The sequence below is a fragment of the Crateriforma spongiae genome (assembly GCF_012290005.1).
Classification (GTDB): domain Bacteria; phylum Planctomycetota; class Planctomycetia; order Pirellulales; family Pirellulaceae; genus Crateriforma; species Crateriforma spongiae.
The window spans coordinates 724,516-744,680 of sequence record NZ_JAAXMS010000003.1; the positions used below are offsets into that span (position 1 = coordinate 724,516).

Below are 20,165 nucleotides of genomic sequence, written 5' to 3' on the forward strand. Positions count from 1 at the left end.
GAGTTCGCTTTAGGATTTGTCTAACCAGGTCACCAGCTTCGCCACTTCATCTTGGTCGCGAACACCGACGGCGGTGACGCTTCGAGTGCCTTGCTTCCAAGTTGCCGCGATGCTGGAATCGAGATCGACGAGGCAGCAATCTTTGTCGCCGCACGTTGCCATGCTTTGGCGGCGATCGCCAAACCAAGCCGTCTCTTCGTCGTCGTGTTCAAATAGAACCAACGTCGAACCGTCGTTGCGTTTGCAAACCGCCTTTACGCACGTGCAACAAGGCATTTTCAAGACGCTGGTTGATGCCAACGAATATCCCTCGGGCAATCCGCCCGAGACGATCGGTCGATAGCCGACCAACTTAACTGCTCCGTCCGCGTCGACTTTCTCACCGTCGTACTTGGTAAGCAGCATTCGTTCCGCTGCGTCTGGATCGCTGGGCAGCTTCTGCAAGTATTCGTCCATCACGCCAGCGAACTCGACCATGTGTTCGGCTGACATCTCACCATCAGGCGAATGTCCATCGGTGCCGTGCGTCGCCATCGCACCACTGCTGGCCATGTTGTGATTGTTGCCGCCGCCGTACCACAGACCTGCACCCAATAGAACCAAAACGGACGCGGCCATCGACACCAGCCCCGCGCCATACGGCGACTCGCGAATCCAAACGCTAAACCGTCGCGACAGTGTCACCGGCTCAACGGCCGTCGGCAATTCACGCTCAATTCGCTGCCACAGACTAGACGGCTTTGCTGGGATGGGCGTTTGAGCGAAATTCGACCCGATTGACCTGAACGAACTCAGCTCTGCCGCACACGATTCGCATGACTCAACGTGTTTCGCCACCGTTGCCGCTCGTCCAGCCGCAAGCTCGCCGTCGTGATAAGCCGACAGGTCTGGCTGCACAGTTTTGCAATCGTTGGTTGACATAACCCACTCATTCTCTGGGAGACGCTTCTGCTGATGTGTTTTTGATGCCCGAAGTACGTGTTTATTCACGCATTTCAGTGAATTTGCAGAATTCTTTCCGCACGGCGTGAAGAAAGCGACCGCCCAAGTATCCAAATGCACGTCAATCGAAAAATTCGCCCTCCTCATCCGCGAAGGCAAAACCCCATGCGACTCACGAAATTCATCCCGTTTCTACTCGGCGGGTTGCTCATTCTCGGCATTTTCGGCTGCAACTCGCCCGAATCCGATCCTGTGACGCCACCCGCGACTCCCGCCAGCGACACGGCCGAGGACCACGCAGACCATGACCATGGCGACCACGCCGATCACGATCACGGCGACCACGCCACCGCAGATTCCGATTCGCCAATGGCCAAGATGATGGCGGGCTTGAAAGAGCTATCGCCGGAAGATCACAAGTCCGCCATGGCCCAACACATGTGCCCCGTCAGCGGCGAGATGCTTGGAACGATGGGAGCCCCTGAAAAGGTCGATGTGAACGGCAAGTCAGTGTGGATTTGCTGCGACGGCTGCAAAGACAAGCTGCTCGCCGACCCAGACAAGTACCTCGCCAAGTTGAATCAGTAGCCCCACGTTCATCACCCTGTACCATCACTATTTTCAAAGAACTATTTCAATGAAACTTCGCATTCTCACTGCAATTGTCGCGGCCACACTGTTCGCGTCGCCCCAACTCGCGACCGCGCAGGACGTCCACTCCGGACACGACCACGCTGGGCACAGTCACGCCACTGCGGCAACTGGCCCGCACGGTGGCACTGTGCAAACCGTTGGCGACCGCCGCGTTGAAACCGTGATCGCCGACAAAGGCATCATGTTCATGATCCTTGGCAAGAACGACCAACCGATCGCCCCGCCCGACGCGACCGGCACACTGAAACTGCGAGTCGGCGACAGCGAAAAGGAATACGCCTACGAACTCAAAACGCTCAAAAACCTAGCAATCGGCGTCGGCATCGACCTGTCTAAAGTCGTCGATCGACCGTTGCACATCAACGTCGAGATCACCAACATCGGAAGCCAGCCTCTGGTCTTCCATGCGATGGGCAAACTCGCCAGCGGTAAGCTCTCTGACGAACTCCTCATCAGCCTTCAAGCCACGTGCCCCGTCAGCGGCCAACCGCTCGGCAGCATGGGCAAGCCACCCAAGATCACAATCGGTGACAAGTCACTCTTCGTCTGCTGTGCGGGCTGCACGAAGAAAGTCGAAGCCTCACCCGACCAGTACCTCACCAAGTACTACACCGCCAAAGGCGAACAAGTCCGCGAGGGCGTTTTCAAATCGACGCTTGCCGATGCTGCCGCAATCGCCGCACAGAAAACCTGTCCCGTGATGGACGAACCGCTGGGCGGCATGGGCGTCCCAGGCAAGGTCAATGTCAATGGAAAAGCTGTCTACATCTGCTGCCCCGGCTGTGCCAAAAAGTTGGTCGCCGAACCAGACAAATACCTAGCCGCCCTCAAAGCCAAGGGAATCACGCCACCGGCGTTCTAAATATGGCGTCAAACATCTTTCGCCGCCGGACCGACTGAGCGAATCAGATCGCTCCACATTTCACGCTGCTTGACCCAACACAGTTGCTTCGTGATCGGACGCAAGTTCCTTTCGTGAATTTTGGAACGCCCCGTCATTTCGCGGGGCAGGTAGAGCAACGCTTCTTGGATCTCGGGGGCGAGCAGTGATAGGCTCAGAATTTGAGTGAGACGGGGCTGCGAGACTTTGCCCAACTCGGCAAGTTCGATCGTGTCCTGTGCCTCGCCACGCCGCAGCATCTCGTCCATACGAATCGCGAGCGCCATCAAGCGAGAAATCCTGGGAACCTTTCCGCGCCTTTTCACCGGCGGTTCGTCGGCCGATTCCGCCTTCTTCTTGGCGGGTTTCTTCAGGTTCACGTTGACCTTACATTTGACCGTAATCATGAATTCGTCTCCTGTTGTTGTTCGGTCGCTTCGGCGGAAAAGGCTTTGATGCCCGCCGGGTGCATCGAAATCGAAAGCGAGCTTTCGTCTGCGTCGAATTCAATCCGACTGATCAGCAACGTCAGCACCGCCGACTTCTCGCGAGTGTTCAGCTCATTCCAGACGTTGCCAAAATCTGCAAAGGCGGCGTTCACATCACGCTCGTCGATCTGTTCCGCAGTCAAACGTTCGATCTCGCCGTTAACGATTTCAAGCGACTCGATAATGCCGGCGACCTCCTGGTGCAATGCGGCCAATCGCTCTGAATCGCCAGACCCGGCATCCGTCGAATTGCTCACATGTTTCATCTGCTCGTGCTGGTGATTCAACCGTTGGGTGAGCTGCGTTCGTTGGGTAGTCAACTCCGCCAACTCCGCTTCACAACGTTTGCTCGACTGTTCCAGCACATCGCGGCGCAAACCTGGATCATCCGCGATGCAGCGAATCTGGTCGACCACAGCGGCCTCGATATCAGCCGCTGGCAACGAGGGTGACGGACAATACTTCCGCCCGCGTTTGATTGCCGTCACACACGTGTAGTAGCGGTACACTTTCGACCGGCGGCGAGCGACGTTGTGAACCATTGAGTAGTTGCACGCCGGGCAATAGATCAAACCTTTCAACAACGCCTGATACTTGTTGACCAAGTGATTGCCGCCGCCGCGAGCGTGACTACGCATCATCGCCGCGACATCGTCGAACAACTTCTGGTCAATGATCGGCGTGTGCTCACCCTTGAACGTCTGCGTCTTATGCTTGATCCGACCAATGTAGGTTTGGTTGGTCAACATTGTGTGCAGCGACGATTTATCAAACGGCTTGCCGCCTCTCGTCTTTCCCGATTTCGTTTTCCAAGACTTCAAGCACCATCCACGACGGTCAAGTTCTTCGACCACCGGCGTCATCGACTCCATCTCGAGGTACAAGCCAAAAATACGCCGCACCTTCGCCGCCTCGTCCGCGTTGACCACCAACTTCGGGCTTGGCCCGGATCGGTCGACGTCGTAGCCCAGCACCGGGATACCGCCTGCCCATTTACCACGCCGTCGCTGAGCCGCGATCTTGTCGCGAATCCGCTCGCCGATGATCTCTCGCTCGAATTGTGCGAACGAAAGAAGAATATTCAACGTCAACCGACCCATCGAGTGCGTCGTATTGAACTGCTGCGTCACCGAAACGAACGACACGCCATGGTTGTCGAACGTTTCCATGATCTTCGAGAAGTCCAGCAAGCTACGACTCAATCGGTCGACCTTATACACGACCACGCAATCAATCTTGCCCGCCGCGATATCCTCCAGCAATCGTTTCATCGCGGGCCGGTCAACGTTGCCGCCCGAGTAGCCGCCATCGTCGTACCTCGTCGAAATGACCTTCCAGCCCTCTTGCGATTGACTGGCGATGAAGTTCTCGCCGGCTTCACGCTGGGCGTCCAACGAATTGAATTCTTGATCGAGTCCTTCCTCAGTCGACTTACGAGTGTAAATCGCGCACCGAATGATCCGCCGTTCAGATTCCGTTTTCTTTTTCATTTCTGTCTCCTTCCGAGCCGAAAGAAGAGGAATCCGTTGTAGCTGACCCCGGTGATCTCGCCAGCGACTTTCGACAACGAACGAAACCGTTTGCCCTCGTACTCAAATCCGTCCGTCAATACGAGCACCCGAACCATCTGGCCCTTGTATCGCCGCTCCAGAAAGCTGCCCGGCGGTGGCAAGCGAGGATCCCAGTCGACGTACCCATCTTCCTCCGGCGTGGCCCGACGAACGTTGTCCAGAACTTCTTCGCGTGGAGCCGTCATACGAAGATCCGATGTTGCCGCCAACTCTCGAGCCTTCTGCTTCGCTTCGTTGCTCAGCCCGCCTTCGTCCAACGCTTGCAGCCGCCAAGCGATTCGTCGCACCAAATACTTCTTGTGGCGACTGCGACAAACTTCATCAAACACTTCTTCGTAGAGCGATCGCAGTTCATTGACTGTCTTGTCCTCAAGCGCGGCAACCGCCAGTCGAGTTTCATCCGTCATCGGCTCACCTCCGTGTTAGCTTGCTCCGTTTCGGAGACGATCGACATATCATTTTTGTCGAGCGAATCGGAATCTTGTTCGACGTCAACTTGATTCGACTGGCGAGTGTAGATCGCACATTGCGTCGAAGATTGTTCTGCCTTGGTCCGGCATCGAGTCAATGCACGCGAAAGAATGGCAGCGATATTGCTGCGTCTTGCATCACTCATGAATGGGTACCTCTGTGAAAGAAGGAATGGATTCGGCCGCGGTCATCTGCCGCTCAGAAACCGCGTCCGTCACAGAGAGCCCTGGAAACCGACCCGCCTCAAGCCGTTTTCCCAAAGAGTCTTCAAGAGTTCCCGAAACAGCTTCCAGGCAAAACCGTTTCCATCGCCCCACACCGCGACCAAGCAACTCAGCCACAGCCCGTCGTCGCGCATCTGGCGACAACTCAGCCACATCAAAATCCGACTTACCCACACGCAACCCTTTGAAAGAACGACAAGCAACCGGGAGCAACCAAACGCTCCCTCCCCGGTTACCTATGCCGTCCTACCGTTCGCCTGCGCGCCAAAGTAGAATTCAAGCCAATCAAAAAAATATTCACCCCACCAAGGAACGGTAACGAACAAACCGATCCCCGAGATCGAGCAATTCCTAAGAGAAAATCACTACATAATCTGCCAAGTGTTCTGACCAACGGTTAGAATCCCACAAGAGTTTGAAAACCGCCGGTCGCCCACAACTTCTCTGTTCGGTTGGGAAACTGACCGTCAGGGGTAAACTCCGAAAGCCGGCGTTTTGCTATTCGCGAAACGCCGGCTTTTTTCGTGGTTTCGCGGCGTTCTGCTGTTTTCTCGGACTCTCTGGTGAGAGAGTTTGGGTCGGCTGGATCTTGGGGCTGGCGGTGATTTTTTGGCCAGATCGGGCCGAGACTCTCAGAGCTCTCTGGGTGATGGCGGAGACCGGGTTTTGAGGCTGAGGTTATTCGCTCTTCGGCCCACTCGGGATCTCTTTTCGGCACCTGTTCCGGCTCGGTCGGTCAGAGCCAATTCGGAATTTTTTGCTTTCGGGTGATGCGCGCACGTTCGGCCCAATCGCATAGCTAAGAAAGGGAGGCCGCCGGCGGGGTGGCCCCAGTTCTGACTGCGATTGATTGGGGTGTCGTTATTTCTGATTCGGTTGATTTGGGTGCGAGCAGAACGAAGGCCGAGCTAGCCCGGTTTCGTTCGGTCGCGGCAATCTTGGCCCGTGCCGTCGGGCGTGTTCGGCGTGCGGCGGATGTGTCGCCGGATGGAACGCCTGTTTCTGAAAATTCGGGCGACTCTCTACCCGAGCGGCTTGAGATCGCCGGCGAACCACCGCTCTCTGTGTCTCACGAAGTCTCCGACCGCGCTGGTGGGGACCAAAGTTCGATTGAACCGAGACACGGAGAGACAAATTGAAAAACGAGATGCGATACCAAATGATCGCTGCTTTACTGGCCAAATCGCTGCGACGACGTAAGCCGTGGGTGGGCGAGGCCGTTTACCCGAAGAACGAAAGTGAGCAGTCGGGTGATGACCGTCGAGCAGAGACATCCGAGATGACGGAAAAGATCGGAGGTGAACGATGACACCGAAAATTGCCGCGGAAGTCCATCGGTTGCCGGACATGACAGTCAACGAATTGGTGAAGCGATACGAGCAGGTGTATCGCGAAGAATGTCGTAGTCGCAACAAGCAATATCTGATCCGACGCATCGCGTGGAAACTGCAAGCGAACGAAGAAGGCGGAGTGACGGCCGAGATGCTCTCGAAAGCGGAAGGCTTGGCGGCCGACGCCCAGACCCGTGTAACTGCACCGCGGGAAAACCGCAACGTTCAAGTCACACCACGACAGGCCAGTGCATTCGTGGACTGGGATCCTCGATTGCCTCCGCCCGGTCAATGGCTCGAGCGGCAGTACAAAGGCCGCATGATCAAAGTCGCCGTGTTGCAAGAAGGCTTTGAATACGAAGGCGAGCGGTATCGCTCGTTGACCGCGGTGGCGAAGAAGGTCACCGGCACACACACCAACGGCTTTTTGTTCTTTCGACTGGGGAGGCGTGAATCGTGATCGCGAGCAAGACGACATCGACGCCAACGATTCGTTGTGCCATCTACACCCGCAAGTCGACCGACGAGGGATTGGATCAGGAATTCAATTCGCTTGATGCTCAACGGGCCGCGGCCGAATCATTCATTCGCAGCCAAGCCGAAGAGGGTTGGGTGGCGATCGAGGACCGCTACGATGACGGCGGCTTCTCCGGCGGAAACATAGACCGGCCCGCTTTCCAGCGATTGCTTGAAGACATCGAAGACGGAAAGGTCGACTGCGTGGTGGTCTACAAGGTCGACCGGCTGAGTCGGTCTTTGATGGACTTTTCGCGGGTGATGGAAACGTTCGACAAGTACGGAGTGTCGTTCGTATCGGTCACACAGCAATTCAATACGACGCATTCGATGGGGCGACTGACGCTAAACATTCTGCTGTCATTCGCACAGTTCGAACGAGAAATTATCGGCGAACGCATCCGCGACAAACTGGCCGCGAACTGCCGGCGTGGGCAGTGGACGGGCGGGTATCCGGTGCTTGGCTACGACGTCGACCGAACTCAGCGGCCACCACGATTGGTCATCAACGCAGAGGAAGCGGTTCGCGTTCGCCGAATCTTTGCGATGTACTTGGAATTGAAATCGTTGCTCGCCGTGGCGGAGGAACTCAACAGGCTGCGCTGGTGCAACAAAGTCTGGCGAACCAAGAAAGGCGACGAAAAAGGCGGCCGTGAATTCAACACAGGCAGCGTTCACACGATGCTTACGAACCCGATCTACATCGGACGCATCAAACACAAGTCCGAAACGTACGCTGGGCAGCATGAAGCGATCGTCGACGAAGCGATCTTCGAGCAAGTTCAATCGCAACTGCGGGCGAATCAAAGCAATCGGTCCAGTCGCCTGCCGTCCAAGAACGGCGGTTTATTGAAGGGCATCATTCGGTGTCCGCAATGCAATCTGGCGATGGTCCACAACGTCTCTCGGCGGAAGTCCAGAAGCTACCGCTACTACACGTGCGTCGGAGCCATCAAACGTGGTCGGAAATCTTGTCAGCATCCGTCACTGCCGGCCGCGGAGATTGAGAACGCGGTGATTGAACAAGTCGCTTGCATTGCCGGCGACGCAGATTTGCGTAGCGAGGTCGTACGGCAATCGCAGGAAGCGGTAAAGCTGCAACGCGCTGAGTTTGATATGCAACGCCAGCAACTCAAACGGCAACTTTCGCGAGACCATGCCGAGGTGCGACGATTGTCGACGAACGAAACCATCAGTTCCATCACGACGATCCGTTTGGCCGAGTTGCATGAACGCATCGAAAGGTCCGAACGAAAACTCCGCAACGTGGGCAAGCGTCTTCAGGAGATTGACTCGGGCGTGTTGTGCGAAAGTGATGTCGACAACGCCTTCGCCGACTTCGACGGTCTTTGGCAAAACCTTTCGATTCGTGAACAAGCCGAGGTGCTGCAACTGTTGATCGCAAAAGTCGAATTCGATCAGAGCGATTGCACGATCGAAATTTCGTATCACGCCAGCGGTATCGCGGCATTGGAATCACTCAACGATGAACCGGAGACCGTCGCTTGATCAAAGTCAAAACGAAACTGAACGTCGACATCAAGGCTCGCGGTCGAAAAGTCATCTCGTCAGTAACCGAGGTCGACATGGAAGACGACCGCCCGGTGCGTCCGAAGCTACATCGCGTGACGAAACTGATGGCGTTAGCGATCCAGTTTCAGGAGAAGCTGCGTCGCGAAGAGGCTCGCGATTTGACCGATCTGGCTCGGATGGGAAACGTCAGTCAGCCGCGGATGAGCCAGATCATGGGCCTGAACTTGCTGGCTCCCGACATTCAACGGGCATTGCTCGACTTGCCGCCGCAAGGTCCGGGCAAACCGTTTTTGCACGAGAAACGCATCCGGCCGATCACTGCCATCTTGGATTGGGAAGAGCAGCGGCGGGCTTGGCAGGAACTGCTGCGACAGAAAGAGGACTTCGAGAACCGACGATCTGTCGCCGCGGGATAGATTCGCGGACGCTTACTGACCGGAAATCCTATCGCCGGCGACCTCCGTCAACCGGTTTTTCGGGTTCTGGTCCAAAATTATTTCGCAGCGGTTTTACCGTGGTTTTCGGCTGTTTTTCTGAAATTCCTGCGCGGGCTTGGACCAAACGTGTCACGCGCCTCCCGTTCAATGCCCTCCGCACGAAGTCGTGTTTGCTAGCAAACGCTGGATCGCTGGCTCAATCACTCTTTCACGGACGCTGGAACCAAGTGAGCGGAAATTTACGCCCGAAATGTCTCGTTTTCTCAACCACCTAACAAACCCCGAAATTGTTCGCACCATTGGCCCGACCCGACTGCTGGATCTGCTCTCACCACACCAAACGTACCTCGCCGGCCGAGGGTTGAAGCTGCCCGCTCCGTCCAAGGCGGCGACTCTGGATCATGACAAACTAATCGCCATTCTCGAAACACCTTCGATGGATACGCCGCAAGAAATGCTCAACGCATTGGGCATGATCAACGACATGGCCACGGAACAGGGAATGGATGCCCTGTTGTCGTCCGCTCGTTCGGCTGACGTGCGGCTTGATTTAAGCGATGAAGATTCGCCGGCCGACGTGGCCGTGCAAGTCTGGTTGGCCGCACCGGCATTGCTCGAAGCCCGTCACGCTTGGCACACATTCAAGATGCCGCGTCGCATGGAGTGCTATGCACCCGCTGGCGACGACACGCCGCTGTTGAAATTGACGTCGGAGCGGATCGAATCGTGTCGCCGGAACGTGGCCGACTGGATGAACCAAAACAATCGCAGTGACAATGCAAAAGTGTTGCTTCGCGAGGACGCGGATCAGGTCGTGACAACGATTCGTCGCGGCGATCCTTACAAGAGATTTGAAACAATCGACAAGCGTGGCATTCGCCGAGTGCATTTGCGTCCGGCGGCCAAAGACGTCGCGATCTTGGACCGAGCCGAAAATGTCCTGCTGGTCAATTCGCAATTGAAGAACGCTCGCGAAGTGTATCGACGCTGCATGGGTTCGATGCTGTTCGGATCACCCGACCATTTCGTGGAGTTTCCGAGATTCACTTTCGATCCGTTTGTTGAACTTCAAAGAGACGTCCTGTCACCGGCAGACATTGACGAAATCGAGTCGATTCAATTGACCGAAGTTCGATTCGACTTTGATCGAGACCAGCACCCGTACAAGGTATTCGGTGCTGACGATCTGGTCGCCGACATGGAGCAACATCATTACGAATTGCCTTGGGACGAACGAATCCAGAGCATGAATCTGCGATTCAAATTCCGCAACGTTCGCATGCGACGAGCGATCAAGTTGTATGCCGGCAACGCCGCCTGCTACACACGCGACGGGTATGCCGAATTGATCGAGCGATGGTTGCGGTTGCGGGGAATCATGCTGGGACGAACGCCGGTGTCGCAGGTGCAGAAAGATGACATGTCTCTGGCAATCGCTTGAGGATGACGGTGGTTTGTCGGATGTCTTAGGGGGGTGGCGACGGCGGTTCGGAACGGAGTTCGAATCGCTTCGTCGTTTCTTGTGCGTCACGGACAAGATCAGTTCGAGCTATCGAATATCTGCGACCGCCGATCCGTGGCGAGTGATCGAAGATGCCGGCGAGTACGTGGCTTTAAACGATGAAACCTACGAGCACCGGTCGCTGACGCGCTCCGATGTCGCGTTGCACCGCTTCGACGTGAGGCGGCTTGCTCTCGAGATCGCCGAAGCGTTGAAATTGGTTGAGGGCTACGAGCAGATCGGGCCGAGCCAGCATCTGTCTCGCATCGGCAACTTGCCGTCAGAATTCGAGTCGCGAGCGGTCTGGCTTTGCATCCGCAAAACCGAACACGAAATCATGGACGGGCTAAGTGACATCGCCACGCATGATGGTGGTCGGATCGTGGTACTGCATCCAACGGGACGGCGATTGACGCCCCGGGTTCGCCGGCTCATGGATCGTTTCGGCAATCCGGTTGTGACGCTAAGTGATCTTGTTCAGTTGCATCGCTCGCATCGTATTGTCGCGAAAAATGATTGGCGTCAGGTGCTATCCACCACGATGGGCATTCACGTTGGCGGACCCGTGCCCGAATACTCGTTCCAAAACGACGACGACATCTGGATGGTGGCTTTTGGCACTCAGCCACGTCCCGTACGTGACAACAGCGGGATGCCGCACATCGCACATCTGCTGGCTCGGCCAAACGAGTCCATCGCGGCCACGACTTTGGAAGCTTTGGCGTCGGGAATCGATGAGGTCGCAAAAGCGGGCTCGCGAGGCGAACAAACCGACCGGCGCACTCTGAAAGAGGCAAACGATCGCTTGCACGCCATCGCGGCTGAGTTGGAGAGTGCAAACGCGAACGGCGAAATGGCGTCCGTGACCGAATTGCAAACCGAACGGGACGAGATCTTGACCTACGTTCGTAAGGCGACCGGGTTGGCCGGCAAGATTCGTGACGATTCGGATGCGGCCCGTTCAGGCGACAGCGTTTCGCGAGCGATCCGTCGGGCCATCAAGTTGATCGACAAGAAGTGTCCGGAACTTGCCGGTCATCTTCGCCAGCATTTGGAGACGGGGGTGACGCTGCGTTATCGCCCGTCGCAGCCGATCGACTGGAAATTCTGAAGCAATTCTTGCTGCGGACACGCTTTGTCGTGTTCGGACAAAAGTTGTCTCGCCACGTTCTCGGCTGAGAGGACGTGAACTGCGTGTCTCGCCGTCGCCTGTGCGTTTTTGCGATTCGGAATCGCGACACAGTTCTGTCTGCGACGGCGATTGTGACAACGGTCATGCCTTGCCTCCGGCCGGAGGATATTCGCTTGACCATTCAAGACACGCACCCCGAACTGTTCGACCACGCGGTTCAAATGGGCCGCCGCGTCGCGTCGCTGATCGAGTTTCGGCCCGAATTCAACGGCAAGATAACGAAGGAGGATCTGGAGCAAGAGTTCATGCTGCACATCCTCGAGCATCTCGATCAATTCGACGAACGTCGCGGAAGCCACGAGGTGTTCGTCAACCTGTTGATTCGCAACTGCACGGCCAAACTGGTGCGTCAGGCAAATCGCAAGAAGTGCAAACCGCCCGCGGGAACCGTTGTCGAATCGACGGGCGACGTGGTCGAAACCGGCGACGGGACTCACGAAGAGCTATTCCGCATGCTCGGCATCGAAGACAAGGATCGACGAACGTTGGGTGAGACCAGTGATGTTTTCGAGCTTCACGACATGAGTGAAAGCGTCGAGCATCTCATCCGCACGTTGCCGCGTGGTTACAGGGCGATTGCACGCAAATTGAAGACGTCCAGCCAAGCCGAAGTCGCTCGGGATCTGGGGATTTCGAATCGCCGAGTGACCGAAGCGGTGAAGGTGATCCGCGAACACTTCGGGAAAGCCGATTGGCTCGAGAACTAATTTTCTCGGGATGCCAACGCGACGAATCGCATAGCTAAGAAAGGGGCGGGCATCGGTTTGCATGCCGCCCGAAACACTTAGCCGCGGGAGTCAACGTGACGGTCTTGGGTCTTGATCGACGAGTCGGAATCTCATTGGCCGTTGGACGCTATCTGCGTTCGGCCGAACGCTTCAACGATGCATCCCGCGATTTCACTGGAGCGTGCCGTTCGCTTCGCAAACAACTCGGACCGGACCAACGCTTCGTTGTCCAAATCGACTTCAAGTACTACCTCGTGACCAGCGATCGCGACGGCAACTTCGACATCGAACACGTTCCTTCCATTTAACCCAACCACCCATCACCAAGGAGTCATCCAACCAATGACCAACTTACTGCAAACCATTCAGTCCGGCCGGCAATCCAAGCCGCCTCGCGTGTTGCTTTACGGCATCGAGGGCATCGGCAAGTCGACGTTCGGCAGCCAAGCCCCAAAGCCGGTGTTCATTCAAACCGAAGACGGGCTCGACGAGATCGACTGCGATCGTTTTCCGCTGGCCGGCGCACTTAACGATGTGATGGCGGCACTGATAACGCTGCGGGATGAAAAGCACGACTACCAAAGCGTGGTCATCGATTCGCTCGATTGGATGGAACGGCTGATCTGGGACAAGTTGTGCCAGCAGTACGGCGTCGAGTCGATCGAGAAAGTCGACGGCGGATACGCCCGCGGCTACACGCACGCTTTGTCGTTGTGGCGTGAGGTGCTCGACATTCTGAACGTGCTGCGATCACGCGGCATGGTCGTGGTGTTGATCGCTCATTCGAAGGTCGAACGCTTCGAGGATCCGGAGTCGTCGCCCTACGACCGATACTCACCGCGGCTTCACAAACACGCCGCGGCGCTCGTCAAGGAATGGACCGACGCGGTTTTGTTCGCCACCCGGAAGCTGAGGACTCAGACGGAAGACGGAGGCTTCAACCGCAAACGCACCATCGCTCACGCGGTCGGCAAAGACGGCGGCGAACGCGTCATCCGTGCTTACGGCTCGCCATCCTGTGTCGCCAAGAACCGCTACGGCATCAGCGAAGAATTGCCGCTGTCGTGGTCCGCGTTCGTGTCGGCGATCACGTCGAACAACTGATTCATTCCAACCCGTTTTTGTATTCAACCTTTGACCCAAGGAACCAACCATGGCCAACCTGAACGGCTTTGATGCCAACACCGTCGAACCCGCCAACGACCTCGAACCGCTGCCCGTCGGCAGATACGTCGCCGTCATCACCGACAGCGAAATGAAGCCGACCAAGTCGGGTGCTGGGAATTATCTCCAGCTCACGTTTCAGGTAATCGAAGGCCCTCACGCCAACAGGCTCCTGTGGGTGCGATTGAACCTCGACAACCCGAACGCGACCGCCGTCGAGATCGCTCGTCGCGAGTTGTCGTCGATCTGCCGAGCGGTCGGCGTGCTGACTCCATCCGATTCGGCCGATCTGCACAACTTGCCGTGCGTGATCCACGTGAAGGTGAAGAAACGCAGCGACACCGGCGAGTTGCAAAACGAAGTGAAGGGGTATTCCCGGCGTGACGCCTCGGCCGCACCGATCGCGGCTTCCGAGATGTCGTCCACCGACGCCGATTCTTCGCCGGCCGCTGCCGGCACGGATACCCCACCTTGGCAGCGATAGTCGCGACCTCTTCTTGATTCGCACCAAGGCCCAACGCCCGGCTGGCAACGGAATGCCGGCCGGGCGTTTTCTTTTTCATCCACGACACGCCGTACCATGTACAAACTCAGTCTGCCTTTTCCGCCGTCGGTCAACACATACTGGCGACACGTTGGCAACCGCGTGCTGGTCTCAAAGAAAGGCCGGCAATACCAAGCCGCGGTCAGTTCGCTGCTGAAACGCAAAAACGTCAAAACGCTCGACGGCGATCTGATCGTCGACATTCGTTTAATCCCGCCGGACCGTCGTCGCCGCGATGTCGACAATTCGCTCAAAGCGTTACTCGACGCGATGCAGTACGGCGGAGCGTACGAGGACGACAGCCAAATCGTGCGTCTGACCGTGGAGAAGTTCGCACCGGAACCGAAACAAGAGCGTGCCGAAGTAGTGGTTCAGCGTGTGCCGGCACCCATCGGCAAAGCCGGCTTCCGCACATGCCTACGTTGCGACGAAGCGTTCGAAAGCGATGGCCCGGGCAACCGCATCTGTCTGCCGTGCCGTCAGATCAACGCGATGTTCAGTTGCCGAGTCGAAGACATACGTGGCAAGAAGCGGCACAACGGTAACGTCATCATCGAACGCGAGGAGGACCAGGTTTGAAGCTTCGCGGTTACCAACAAGCCGCCGTTGATGCGGTTTACGCTCACCTCCGTCGTCGCAATGACAATCCGGTTGCCGTGTTGCCAACCGGTGCCGGCAAGTCGCTCGTGTTGGCGAAGATCGCGAGCGATGCCGTCGGACAATGGAACGGCCGCGTGTTGATCTTGGCTCACGTCAAGGAATTGCTCGAACAGAATGCCGACAAAGTTCGGCGGCTGTGCCCAAACATCGAGGTCGGCCTGTATTCGGCCGGACTGAAGAAGCGTGACACCGACACGCCGATCTTGGTCGCTGGCATCCAAAGTATCTACAAGCGAGCGTGCGACCTCGATCCGTTTGATCTGATCATCGTCGACGAAGCCCACCTGATTTCGAAGAAGGGCGACGGCATGTATCGGCAGTTTTTGGCCGACTGCAAAGTCATCAATCCCAACGTGCGAGTCATCGGACTGACCGCGACGCCGTTTCGTCTCGACAGCGGCATGATCTGTTCGCCGGACCATTTTCTCAACAGCATCTGCTACGAGATCGGTGTCAAAGAACTGATCCGCGACGGGTACCTGTGCCCCTTGGTTTCCAAAGCCGGCGTCAACCGAGCTGACTTTTCCAGCGTCCACGTTCGGGCTGGTGAATTTGTTTCGGACGAAGTTGAGCAACTGGCCGGCGACGACGCCCTCGTATCGGCCGCGTGTGCCGAGTTGGTGGAACTGACGGCTGATCGCCGGGCGGTGTTGATCTTCGCCACGTCCGTCGCCCACGGGCGGCAAGTCGTCGAAACGTTGCGAGACAACCACAATATCGAGTGTGGTTTCGTCTCTGGAGCGACGCTGGCCGAAGAACGTGACGAGTTGTTGGCACGGTTTCGCGGCGACGCACCGACCTCGCTTCTCGACGACGAACCGCTGCGTTTTCTCTGCAACGTCAACGTGCTGACCACCGGCTTCGACGCACCGCGAGTCGATTGCGTCGTAATGCTGCGTCCCACCATGTCGCCCGGACTGCTTTACCAGTGCGTCGGTCGCGGCTTCCGCTTACACCCCGACAAACAGAACTGTCTGGTCCTCGACTTCGGCGGCAACATCGAACGGCACGGTCCGATCGACCAAATCAAACCGAAAGAAAAGGCAACTCGCACTGACCAGACTCCGCCGGCCAAGGAATGCGAAAAGTGTCACGCCTTGGTCGCGTGCGGCTACGCGAACTGTCCCGAGTGCGGCCATCCGTTCCCACCGCCAGACCGCGAAGCCCACGACGCAAAAGCTAGCGAAGCCGGTGTGCTGTCCGGTGAAGTGACCGACACGGAATACGAGGTCCAAGACATCGTCTACCGAATCCATCGCAAACGCGACGCGGACGATGATGCTCCGCGATGTTTGCGAGTCGACTACATGATCTGCCTCGATCATTGGCAGAGCGAGTTCATCTGCATCGAGCACTCCGGTTTCGCCCGCCGCAAAGCCGAACAGTGGTGGCAAAAACGTTGCCTTGATCCGTGCCCGACCGATGCCGACGAAGCGGCCGAGATCGCGAACGCTGGTTTGCTCGCGTCCACAACAACGCTGACTGTCCGCTCCATCGCCGGCCAACGTTATGACCAGATCATCGGTCACGAACTTGGCGAAGTCCCCGCGACCGCCGGCCTCGAAGAAGCACCGTTTTGATTACTTATGTTTCGCTTTGAAATGAAGTTCCATCACCCCGTGATTGCGTTGAAACGTTTGCTCCAGACCGAACCAGTGGCTGGTCTGCAGCGACTGGAAGAGTGGATTTCCACTTCCAATGCAAACGGGAACCACCGATGCAATCAGCTTGTCGATCAATTGAGCATTCGCAAACTGCCCGGCCAATCGACTCCCGCCCACCAACCAGAGACGCTGAATTCCATTTGGCTGTATTGAATCAACCAGTTCTTGTGGCGTTCCTGAAAGTGCTTTGCCCCGCGTGCCGCTTTCCAACTCACGGCCAGTCGCGACCCAGCATGGTTTATCGCCGTAGGGCCAATCGCCGAACGTCAGGATCTGATCGTAGGTCGCCCGACCCATCAACAACCCATCAATCGAATTGAAAAATGCTTCGTAGCCATTCGGATCTGGCTCACCGAGTTGCTCAAGGAAGCCGACGCTGCCGTCGGCCTCAGCGATGAAACCATCCAACGTCACGGCAACGTAGTAGCTGACTTCCATTTCGTCCTCGCGTTTGTCTGCAATCAGAGTTCGAGAGCCTATCACTTTTGACCACACCTATCAGCCAGATCGACGTTCGGGCGCAAGTCGCGACGTACCGCAAGCGTGGCTGGTACTGCGTACCCCTTAAGCCCGGATCGAAGTCACCGTCGCGACGTGATTGGACGTCGCTGAGGCTTGACCCCGAAGTCTTTCCCGAAGGCTGCAACATCGGCTTAATCCTTGGCGAACCGTCCGGTTGGCTCGTTGACGTTGATCTCGATTGCCCCGAAGCGATTGAACTGGCCGATCAATACCTTCCGCCAACGCCAGCGATTACTGGTCGGCCGTCTTCGCCGAAGTCTCACCGCTGGTACATCGCCACTGGCGCGACCACCGACAAACACGCCGATCCATCCGACGGTTCAATGATCGTCGAGTTGCGATCGACCGGCGGTCAAACGGTCGTCGGTCCAAGTATCCATCCCGATGGCGAACCGTATGACGTCCTCGAAGCCGAACCCGCAATTGTTCCCGCCCCCATGTTGGCCGCGTGCGTGAAAGCTCTCGCCGATGCCGTCATCGTCAAACGTGGTGCGCCGGTCTCAAAACCGATACCCGTTCATCCCGACCAACCAACTGGCGACATTGAACAACGAGCCATCGCCTACCTCAACGCCATGCCGCCAGCAATCTCCGGCAGCAGCGGTCACTCGCAAACCTTCGCCGCGGCAACGGCACTCGTCCATGGTTTCGGCATTGAACCCGACCGAGCCCTCGCGATCCTACAATCAGACTACAACCCGCGATGTTCCCCACCGTGGTCCGATCGCGAACTGCAGCACAAGGTCAACCAAGCCGCCACCAAACCACACGACCGACCGTTCGGTTGGCTCCGCGATGAACAGATGCGGGAGCCAACCGGTGAACCGGTCGATCTGAGCGGCATTATTTCAAAGCCAGCGGTTAGCTCGTCGAAAAGTGAGAGTAAGTTTGGCAATCAGGTCGATCCCGGACGCTTGCCCGAACGCATGTTCGAGGTTCCGGGCTTTGTGCGTCGCGTCATGGACTTCACACTCGCCAATGCTCCATATCCGAATGTGCCGCTTGCTTTCTGCGGGGCGTTGGCACTTCAGAGTTATCTTGCCGGACGGAAAGTCGCGACCAGCGGTGATCTTCGGACGAACATCTATTTGCTCGCTCTTGCCGGCAGCGGGACCGGCAAGGAGTTTCCCCGCAAAGTCAATTCACAGGTGTTGTTTCAGATAGGCGAATCGCAATCAATCGGTGACAAATTCGCGTCCGGCGAAGGCATTCAAGATTGTCTGGCTCGCAGCAGCAAAATGCTGTTTCAAAACGACGAGATGGACGGCGTGCTGCGACAGATCAATCTCGACCGAGACGGCGGTCGTGAATCCATCCCCAATATTTTACTGACGCTCTACACATCCGCCGGCGACATCTACCCGCTTCGAGTCAAAGCCAATCAGAAGGAAACCGGCCACGTCGACCAACCGCACCTGACGCTGTTCGGCACCGCGACGCCAAAGTTCTTCTACGAGTCGTTGTCACCACAGATGCTTTGCAACGGGTTCTTCGCGCGGCTCAACATCATTGACGTCGGCCGGCGAGGCAAAGGTCAAACCCCGGGATCGGCTCGCGACCTACCCGAGGAGATTCTGGAGACGGCCAAATGGTGGGCCGACTTCTATCCCGGCGGTGGCAACTTCATGCGTGAGCATCCACGGCCGCTTCGTGTCGCGTTCACGACCGAAGCCGAATCCGCAATCACCGAACTTCGCAAACAAACCGAGACCGAATACGACAAAGCCGACGTCGCTGGCGACGAGGTCGCCCGCGCCGCGTGGAGCCGAACGTGCGAACACGCCAAGAAGCTGGCATTGATCTACTCGGTCAGCGAAAGCCACATGCAGCCACGGATCACGCTTGACGCGGTTCGCTGGGCGAGCGAATTCTCGCTGCACCAAACGCGACGCCAGCTTTACCTCGCATCGGTGCATGTTGCGGAGAATCCGTTTCACAAAGAGTGCTTGAAGCTGACCAAACGGTTGTCCGAACATCCTGAGCAGCAAATGCAGCGGCAGCACTTGCTGAAGTTCATGAAATGCAAAGCAATCGAGTTCAATCAAATCATCGATACCCTCGTTCAACAGGATGCGATTGAGTTCGTCACCATTCCGTCCAAAACTCGGTCGGCGCAGGGCTACCGCTTGCTCTCATGAATCCTTCCCCAATACTTCCCAATTCTTCCCTGCGTTGGGAAGCTTTCGCCCAGATAGGTTGCCAAAATTCGGTTCTTTGACCAAATCCTTCTCAATCCTTCCCCACCGTGGGAGAAGGATTCGGGAAAGATTTCATCCGGCCAAAATACAACAAATAAAGAGGAAAACTCTCTCTCTGTGTGAATACTTCCCCACTTCGCCCTTGCCCCCTCGCGATCACGTTTCGTGCACACGCGAGGGTGGCGGGGAAGATTCTCGGGGAAGGATTAGGTACTTCCCGGCCGTTCGTTCTTCCGCAGGGGCCGCGGGAACAGCCGCCCTATTGGGCACAGTTTGTTTTGCTTGTCCGAATGAGTTTTCCCAGCAAACCCCAGGAATTTGCACGGTTTTCGAAGTTCCGTCATCCGTTGCGACCCATCGAGCGACTGTACTCGTGAACGCAACGGAGAACCATGAGCAACTCACCCACAAAGCGACCGAACGATTCCGAATTGGTGATTCGATGCCAGCTTGGCGATCAGGACGCTTGGCACGAATTGGTGCAGCGTTGGAATCCGAGATTGATTGGGTTCTTCGGGCGAATGTCGGATGACGCGCACAAGACCGAGGACCTCCTCCAAGCCACGTGGCTGCGTCTTGTTCGAACCATCACCCGGCTCGAACAGCCCGACCGATTCGCACCTTGGGCTTATCGTATCGCTCGCAACACGCTCAACGATCAATTCCGACGGAAATATCGTTCGCCGCCATTGGAGCCGAACGTCAACGATCCGGAACCTTCCGTGTCAAACGATGCTCTCGATCGATGGATCAATTCCGACGAATTGGTCGCCGCCATGCGATCGCTCGACCCGAACGATCGGCTCGTCATCAACTTGCATTACTTCGAACATCTGACGGTGGCTGAGGTCGCCGACGTTTGTCAAACACCGGCCGGCACGATCAAGTCTCGCTTGCAACGTGCTCGCCGGCAACTTCACCATGAACTCGAAAAGTATTAAATCA

At 56.8% G+C, this 20,165-nt stretch carries 21 protein-coding genes and 1 pseudogene; 15 read left to right on the top strand and 7 right to left on the bottom strand.

Features of this window, described 5'->3' with window-relative positions; all coding sequences use genetic code 11:
* Window positions 1-9: 9 nt before the first annotated feature.
* Together HFP54_RS10935 and HFP54_RS26390 are read right to left on the bottom strand one after the other, a co-directional pair.
* Window positions 10-705 carry a hypothetical protein gene (locus HFP54_RS10935; RefSeq protein WP_235951568.1) on the bottom strand — a complete coding sequence of 232 codons (696 nt, stop codon included), beginning with the start codon at window positions 703-705 and terminating at the stop codon, window positions 10-12.
* 108 nt (window positions 706-813) lie between these two features.
* A pseudogene (locus HFP54_RS26390) lies at window positions 814-1,089 on the bottom strand (anti-sigma factor family protein); the annotation flags it as partial.
* A gap of 18 nt (window positions 1,090-1,107) precedes the next feature.
* Between HFP54_RS26390 and HFP54_RS10940 the strand changes: the two are divergent.
* Both HFP54_RS10940 and HFP54_RS10945 read left to right on the top strand, forming a co-directional pair.
* A complete protein-coding gene (locus HFP54_RS10940) occupies window positions 1,108-1,530 on the top strand; it encodes a hypothetical protein (RefSeq protein ID WP_145304739.1) in 423 nt (140 codons plus the stop codon).
* A 49-nt stretch (window positions 1,531-1,579) separates the two neighbouring features.
* On the top strand, window positions 1,580-2,458 hold the full coding sequence (locus HFP54_RS10945) for a hypothetical protein (protein ID WP_145295173.1): 879 nt from the start codon (window positions 1,580-1,582) through the stop codon (window positions 2,456-2,458).
* An 8-nt stretch (window positions 2,459-2,466) separates the two neighbouring features.
* On the opposite strand, the gene HFP54_RS10950 is transcribed toward HFP54_RS10945, so the two are convergent.
* The 4 genes from HFP54_RS10950 to HFP54_RS10965 are packed head-to-tail and all read right to left on the bottom strand — an operon-like array spanning window position 2,467 to window position 5,151.
* A complete protein-coding gene (locus HFP54_RS10950; RefSeq protein WP_196784637.1) occupies window positions 2,467-2,883 on the bottom strand; it encodes a hypothetical protein in 417 nt (138 codons plus the stop codon).
* The gene (locus HFP54_RS10955) at window positions 2,880-4,454 is read right to left on the bottom strand and encodes a recombinase family protein (protein WP_145295175.1); all 1,575 of its coding nucleotides are present in this window, start codon (window positions 4,452-4,454) and stop codon (window positions 2,880-2,882) included. Before HFP54_RS10955 ends, HFP54_RS10950 begins: the two co-directional genes overlap by 4 nt.
* A complete protein-coding gene (locus tag HFP54_RS10960; RefSeq protein WP_145295178.1) occupies window positions 4,451-4,942 on the bottom strand; it encodes a DUF2924 domain-containing protein in 492 nt (163 codons plus the stop codon). The genes HFP54_RS10955 and HFP54_RS10960 overlap by 4 nt, the downstream gene beginning before the upstream one ends.
* Window positions 4,939-5,151 (bottom strand): hypothetical protein, encoded by a 213-nt coding sequence (locus tag HFP54_RS10965; protein WP_168565117.1) that lies wholly within the window; start codon window positions 5,149-5,151, stop codon window positions 4,939-4,941. Before HFP54_RS10965 ends, HFP54_RS10960 begins: the two co-directional genes overlap by 4 nt.
* A 1,384-nt stretch (window positions 5,152-6,535) precedes the next feature.
* Between HFP54_RS10965 and HFP54_RS10970 the strand changes: the two genes are divergently transcribed.
* The 11 genes from HFP54_RS10970 to HFP54_RS11020 all read left to right on the top strand — a co-directional run bounded on the left by HFP54_RS10970 (window position 6,536) and on the right by HFP54_RS11020 (window position 16,416).
* Window positions 6,536-7,021 carry a DUF2924 domain-containing protein gene (locus HFP54_RS10970; RefSeq protein WP_168565118.1) on the top strand — a complete coding sequence of 162 codons (486 nt, stop codon included), beginning with the start codon at window positions 6,536-6,538 and terminating at the stop codon, window positions 7,019-7,021.
* Window positions 7,018-8,586: a recombinase family protein gene (locus tag HFP54_RS26175; protein ID WP_168565119.1), complete on the top strand. Its 1,569-nt coding sequence runs from the start codon at window positions 7,018-7,020 to the stop codon at window positions 8,584-8,586. The genes HFP54_RS10970 and HFP54_RS26175 overlap by 4 nt, the downstream gene beginning before the upstream one ends.
* Window positions 8,583-9,026: a hypothetical protein gene (locus HFP54_RS10980; protein WP_235951570.1), complete on the top strand. Its 444-nt coding sequence runs from the start codon at window positions 8,583-8,585 to the stop codon at window positions 9,024-9,026. The genes HFP54_RS26175 and HFP54_RS10980 overlap by 4 nt, the downstream gene beginning before the upstream one ends.
* A gap of 271 nt (window positions 9,027-9,297) precedes the next feature.
* A complete protein-coding gene (locus tag HFP54_RS10985) occupies window positions 9,298-10,488 on the top strand; it encodes a hypothetical protein (protein WP_168565120.1) in 1,191 nt (396 codons plus the stop codon).
* Complete coding sequence (locus tag HFP54_RS10990; protein WP_168565121.1) at window positions 10,463-11,659, top strand: hypothetical protein; 1,197 nt, start codon at window positions 10,463-10,465, stop codon at window positions 11,657-11,659. The genes HFP54_RS10985 and HFP54_RS10990 overlap by 26 nt, the downstream gene beginning before the upstream one ends.
* Before the next feature lie 194 nt (window positions 11,660-11,853).
* Window positions 11,854-12,447 (top strand): ECF-type sigma factor, encoded by a 594-nt coding sequence (locus HFP54_RS10995; protein WP_168565122.1) that lies wholly within the window; start codon window positions 11,854-11,856, stop codon window positions 12,445-12,447.
* 95 nt (window positions 12,448-12,542) lie between these two features.
* The gene (locus HFP54_RS11000; RefSeq protein WP_168565123.1) at window positions 12,543-12,776 is read left to right on the top strand and encodes a hypothetical protein; all 234 of its coding nucleotides are present in this window, start codon (window positions 12,543-12,545) and stop codon (window positions 12,774-12,776) included.
* A 34-nt stretch (window positions 12,777-12,810) separates the two neighbouring features.
* Entirely contained in the window at window positions 12,811-13,572 is a 762-nt protein-coding gene (locus HFP54_RS11005) for an ATP-binding protein (RefSeq protein ID WP_168565124.1), read from the top strand.
* 49 nt (window positions 13,573-13,621) lie between these two features.
* Window positions 13,622-14,116, top strand: coding sequence for a DUF669 domain-containing protein (locus tag HFP54_RS11010; RefSeq protein ID WP_168565125.1), 495 nt, complete (start codon window positions 13,622-13,624; stop codon window positions 14,114-14,116).
* Window positions 14,117-14,212: 96 nt separating this feature from the next.
* The gene (locus tag HFP54_RS11015) at window positions 14,213-14,755 is read left to right on the top strand and encodes a RusA family crossover junction endodeoxyribonuclease (protein ID WP_168565126.1); all 543 of its coding nucleotides are present in this window, start codon (window positions 14,213-14,215) and stop codon (window positions 14,753-14,755) included.
* Window positions 14,752-16,416, top strand: a complete 1,665-nt coding sequence (locus HFP54_RS11020; protein ID WP_168565127.1) for a DEAD/DEAH box helicase — start codon at window positions 14,752-14,754, stop codon at window positions 16,414-16,416. Before HFP54_RS11015 ends, HFP54_RS11020 begins: the two co-directional genes overlap by 4 nt.
* Here HFP54_RS11020 and HFP54_RS11025 read toward each other — a convergent pair whose 3' ends face one another.
* Window positions 16,417-16,983, bottom strand: coding sequence for a dihydrofolate reductase family protein (locus tag HFP54_RS11025; protein WP_168565128.1), 567 nt, complete (start codon window positions 16,981-16,983; stop codon window positions 16,417-16,419).
* Between the two features lie 2 nt (window positions 16,984-16,985).
* Here HFP54_RS11025 and HFP54_RS11030 point away from each other — a divergent pair, with 2 nt between their 5' ends.
* Together HFP54_RS11030 and HFP54_RS11035 are read left to right on the top strand one after the other, a co-directional pair.
* The gene (locus HFP54_RS11030) at window positions 16,986-19,160 is read left to right on the top strand and encodes a bifunctional DNA primase/polymerase (protein WP_168565129.1); all 2,175 of its coding nucleotides are present in this window, start codon (window positions 16,986-16,988) and stop codon (window positions 19,158-19,160) included.
* 452 nt (window positions 19,161-19,612) lie between these two features.
* Window positions 19,613-20,161, top strand: a complete 549-nt coding sequence (locus HFP54_RS11035; protein WP_168565130.1) for an RNA polymerase sigma factor — start codon at window positions 19,613-19,615, stop codon at window positions 20,159-20,161.
* The last annotated feature ends 4 nt before the right edge of the window (window positions 20,162-20,165 follow it).